The organism is Phyllobacterium sp. (assembly GCF_037994405.1).
In the GTDB taxonomy this organism is placed as follows: domain Bacteria; phylum Pseudomonadota; class Alphaproteobacteria; order Rhizobiales; family Rhizobiaceae; genus Phyllobacterium.
This window is the reverse complement of the sequence record NZ_JBBNAN010000275.1, coordinates 1-4,630: the sequence shown is the minus strand read 5'-3', so window position 1 is coordinate 4,630 and position 4,630 is coordinate 1. Positions and strand designations below refer to the sequence as shown.

The following is a 4,630-nucleotide window of genomic DNA, read 5'->3' as shown; positions in this document are numbered from 1 at the left end:
CAGGCGCGTGGTCGGCGTGTCGCCGCGCGATTACCGCGACTGACGCGAATTATCCATACGTCAACCATATCCCCTCGGCCCCACTTTTCGTTATTCAAATTCTTTTCAGCAAAAGCCCGACAGTGTTTAGCAATGCCGCCAAAGCGACAGTGCTCCAATCTTCCTAAGCTCTTCTGGTGAACAGAAACCAGAAAGGTTCGGTCCCCAAGCACCAACCTTTCAACGCAAAGGAAGAGATTATGTCTATCAAGGGAAAAGTCGCCCTCGTTACAGGTGCATCAAGTGGCATCGGCGCTGCGACGGCGCTCAAGCTGGCTGAAAACGGCGTCAAGCTGGGTTTGGCCGCCCGTCGGCTGCATCGCCTGACTGAATTGCAGGAAAAAATCCGGGCAGCCGGCGGCGAAGCCATCGCAATCGAAATGGACGTTGTGGATGAAGCGGCGGTCACGGCGGGCGTCGAGAAACTGGTGGAAGCCTATGGCACGATCGATATCGTATTCAACAATGCCGGACTCATGCCGCTTTCCGATATCGAGCACCTGAAGACCGCTGAATGGCATCGGATGGTGGACGTGAACGTCAAGGGGCTTCTGAACACCACCGCGGCGGTGCTGCCCTACATGATCAAGCGGTCGTCGGGCCACATCATCAATACCTCGTCGATCGCCGGTCGGAAGACATTCAAGGGGCTGTCGGTGTACTGCGCCACTAAGCATGCAATCACCGCGTTCAGCGACGGTCTACGTATGGAACTCGCCCCGACGCACAACATTCGCGTCACCTGCATTCAGCCCGGTGCGGTTGAGACGGAACTCTACGATCAGATCACTGATCCCACCTATGTGGAGCAGATGGAAGACCTCAAGACGCAGATGGAATTCCTGACGGCCGACAACATCGCGGACACGATCCTGTTTGCCTTGAATGCACCCAAGCACATGAACGTTGCCGAGCTCTTTGTGCTTCCGACACAGCAGGGTTGGTAATCGGAACTTATTGCCCCTGCCCCTCTCCGGCACCAGACCGGAGAGGGTCCACATCACATCCTGGAGCGTTGACTCCGAATCTTCATGAAGGACAGATCGATGCGTTACGAAAAAACCCAATATCCACTTGACGATGTACGGCGTTTCCTTGAACCCGGTCCCATTGTCCTCGTGAGTTCATCCCATGCGGGCAAGAGCAACATCATGACGATGGGCTGGCATATGATGATGCAGTTTCAGCCCGCGTTGTTCGGCTGCTTTATTTGGACCGGCAATCACAGCTTCGAAATGATCCGGAAGAGCGGCGAATGTGTCGTCAATCTCCCGACGGTCGAACTGGCCGACAAGGTTGTCGCCATAGGAAACAGCCCCGGAACCCAGATCGACAAGTTTCGTGAGTTCGACCTGACGGCAGTGAAAGCAGACCGGGTTGATGCACCGCTGATCGATGAATGCTACGCCAATTTCGAGTGCCGGCTGACGGACCAGAGTCTGATAGGCAAGTATGGGCTGTTTGTATGGAAGATCGTCTCCGCCCACGTCGCCACGAAGCCCGACAGTCCGAAGACCATGCACTACCGGGGCCACGGCGAGTTCATGATTGCCGGGGATACCATCAGCTTTCGCGACAAATTCAAGCCGCAAAATCTCTAGGAACCAGATGGGGTCGTATGTCGCCCGTCCAGACACGTCCCAGTCGACGATCGTGACACCGCGACCCCGTTGGACAATCCAGTCTTTGCAGTGCCGACTAGCCGACACGACAACCGCTTCCCGAATATTTCGAACCTTGCGGTCAAGATTGTGCAGATTTCCTTCGCCTGAGGCGGTGCTATTTCTAGTAAAGCCCAACGCCTCTTCGCAAAGCCGGCACCACCGCCGGTCGACCAACACCGTTGAGCGAACCGCTCGAAGGACCTTTCATGAACAACTCACGGGATCATCTCCCAACGCGCCGTACACTCCTGGCCTACGGCGCCCTTGGCCCGGTAGGCGTCGGGGGCAATGCTTGTCAACGCAACGTTCGGGCAACCGGCCGCGGCTTCGGACAAAAAGTCGCGATCGTAGCTGGACAACCGGCGGCGGATCCGCTGGTGCGGTGATGGCAGCGCGGTTGTGCGAGAAGGTCGATCGGAAACAGCGAATACGGGCTGGCTGCGAGCGTCTGGACAAGGGACGTCGACCGGCCGTTGCGCGTTGCCGGCGAAATCGAAGCCGGGACAATATGGATCAACGACTGGGCGGTAATCTACGACGAGTTCGAGGACGGAGGCTTCAAGCAGTCGGGACTCGGACGCTTAAACGGCCTTGGCGCGATTGAAGATTTTATTGAATACAAGCATTTGACTTTGACACCCGGCGTGCTCACTTAAGCTTAGATCAGGCTTCGAACAAGTATTGTGGCATATCCTTTAGCCGCGCGATGTCGCGCAGCGGCGGCTGGCCGAACAGCCGCGCGTACTCGCGGCTAAACTGAGACGGACTGTCATAACCGACAGCGTGCCCGGCAGTCGCCGCGTCAAGTGACTGGCTGAGAATGAGCCGCCTGGCCTCCTGCAGCCGCAGCTGCTTTTGATATTGCAGCGGACTCATCGAGGTCACGGCCTTGAAATGCTGGTGGAATGACGAGGGGCTCATGTTGGCCTCCGACGCCACCTGTTCGATTCGAAGGGTCTTGCGGAAATTCCGCTTAATCAGTCCGATTGCCTTGTTGACCTGTTGCGCCCGGCTCTCTGACAAGGCGATTTGGCGCAAGCGTCCGGACTGTTCGCCGGTCAACAATCGGTAAAGAAATTCACGTTCGACCAGGGGTGCGAGGACTGCAATGTGCTTTGGCTCCTCGAGAAGGTGGAGCAAGCGCAATGCGTTGTCCAAGAGCTCCTCGCTCATCGGGTTCAGCGACATCGCCCGCTGGGGCAGCTGGTTGGCGAGATTTTCCTGTGGGGTCTCCAGCATAATTGCGCTAATCAAGGCGGGATCGAGATCGAGCCGCAAACACAGATAGGGCTTCTCCTTCGAAGCCTCCACCACGTGCCCCAGAACCGGCAGATCAACCGAAACCGTCAAATATTGGGTTGCGTCGTAAATGTACACGTCGTCGCCGAGAATGGTCTGTTTTCTGCCCTGGACAACAATGCAGATGGCAGGTTCGTAAAGGACATGTGTCGGCACGGTAGGTTCGGACGATCGGATGAGGTTGAGACGGGGAATATCGGTCGCGAAAATTCCATCAGCGCCCGAGTGCTTTTCGATCAACCGCGCAATTTCGGAAATGACACTCATGATATGAAGATCCTTTCGTCAGGCAGCTAGAGGCATCGGTTGATGAACTCCGACACCTTGGCTCTAGAGCTTCCGTTCTTCAACGTGAAATGATTGCGCGTTCGACTGAATCTCCAAGGCGCGTCGCATTGGTCGAAAATGCAGCTAACGGATTTACGGCTCTTCAGTCCACCCTTTCGCACGGCAGAGATTCAAGTTCAGAAATTATTCGCTGCCGCGCTTTCCCAAGCCATGTATCTTTGAAGAAGTTCCATGTTGCGCCTTACCCTCTATCTAGTTCAGAGTGTTGTTTTAGCATATCCAGAGTACAGGCAGCGATCTGACCCCGGTATATCGTTGCTCGAAATGGATTGCCTATTTCTCCAATTCGTCAAGTCTCACCTCTAAGCACGGGCATCCCCCTTCGTTCAAACAAACAGGGGCAAATGGCGCGGATGGAATGCCAGATCCAAAACGTCGATGAGGATGCCGGCCGGGCTATAGTCGCCCACATACTCCTTGAAGAGGTCGTCGCATGGCTGGAAATGCTCTTGCGGGTTTCTCCGAAAGGTCACCATCTTAGCGGGTGACGCTTTATGGCAGACGGTTGCGGCAATTTCCTGATTGTACCGTTCTCGCCTCCGCCGGAGAACGTTCACGACCAAGGTCACGAAGGCAAACGAACTATCATTTCGATCTCCAGCTGCAAGTCGGGTGCAGGGGAGGATAAAGGTTTCCGATCCCCGGGAAACCTTCAACGCTTCATTTCAGCCTTCTCCGCAATTCGCAACCTCTTCGTTCCTGCGCAGTCCGAGTGCTCAGCTCTTTCCCTTTACCTTCATCGCCTGAGAGCAATAGCGCACTGGAAAGCCATGACCGGCACGCTCGCCTGAAATCTGTCAATCAAAGGCAAGAGCAACACACACTGAACACGCTAACCCGACATCACCCGTCCGCGAACCCACTCGATTACTCGCAGTCTGCTGAAGCTGTTCTAGAAAAAATTTGTAGCGATTTCCGTCCGGAATTGGGCAACCGAAGAGATATAGAGCGGTCCCGCAAGACGGTTTTGGCTGGAGCGGCTCTAGCCCCGTTTTTCGCCGACACGCGCAAGGACGAAATCGTGCTCGACTTCCCAGAAGTCGCCATCGAAATCATACGCCTCGGCGCGACCCGGATCATGCGTGTGCTTGAATTTCGCGAGTAGGCTCTTCTTAACGCCGAAGACGGCATCCGAATTGATATAGGGATCGTGCGGATCGAAGATGTGGGTGATCAGCGTCTCGAAGCCTTCGGCCTTAATGATGTAGTGCAGATGCGCGGGGCGATAAGGATGGCGGCCGAGATGATCGAGCATCTGGCCGACCGGGCCGTCATTCGGG

Annotated in this window: 4 protein-coding genes and 1 pseudogene; 3 read left to right on the top strand and 2 right to left on the bottom strand. The window is 55.7% G+C overall.

Annotated features, from left to right (window positions below):
* The first annotated feature begins 236 nt into the window (after nucleotides 1-236).
* From AAAC48_RS15130 to AAAC48_RS15120, 3 genes are all read left to right on the top strand, one after another.
* The gene (locus AAAC48_RS15130) at nucleotides 237-986 is read left to right on the top strand and encodes an SDR family oxidoreductase (RefSeq protein WP_340654962.1); all 750 of its coding nucleotides are present in this window, start codon (nucleotides 237-239) and stop codon (nucleotides 984-986) included.
* 99 nt (nucleotides 987-1,085) lie between these two features.
* Nucleotides 1,086-1,640, top strand: coding sequence for a flavin reductase family protein (locus tag AAAC48_RS15125; protein ID WP_340654960.1), 555 nt, complete (start codon nucleotides 1,086-1,088; stop codon nucleotides 1,638-1,640).
* Between the two features lie 476 nt (nucleotides 1,641-2,116).
* The gene (locus AAAC48_RS15120; RefSeq protein ID WP_340654961.1) at nucleotides 2,117-2,359 is read left to right on the top strand and encodes an aldehyde dehydrogenase family protein; all 243 of its coding nucleotides are present in this window, start codon (nucleotides 2,117-2,119) and stop codon (nucleotides 2,357-2,359) included.
* 7 nt (nucleotides 2,360-2,366) lie between these two features.
* Here the strand turns inward: AAAC48_RS15120 and AAAC48_RS15115 are convergent, their stop codons facing one another.
* Nucleotides 2,367-3,269, bottom strand: a complete 903-nt coding sequence (locus AAAC48_RS15115; protein ID WP_340654959.1) for an AraC family transcriptional regulator — start codon at nucleotides 3,267-3,269, stop codon at nucleotides 2,367-2,369.
* Nucleotides 3,270-4,332: 1,063 nt separating this feature from the next.
* Nucleotides 4,333-4,630, bottom strand: a pseudogene (locus AAAC48_RS15110) (6-chlorohydroxyquinol-1,2-dioxygenase); the annotation flags it as partial.

What these genes read in the sequence shown, in the direction of transcription:
- AAAC48_RS15125 (WP_340654960.1), top strand. Translation starts at nt 1,086, where the DNA reads ATGCGTTACGAAAAAACCCAATATCCACTTGACGATGTACGGCGTTTC.
- AAAC48_RS15115 (WP_340654959.1), bottom strand. Translation starts at nt 3,269, where the DNA reads ATGAGTGTCATTTCCGAAATTGCGCGGTTGATCGAAAAGCACTCGGGC.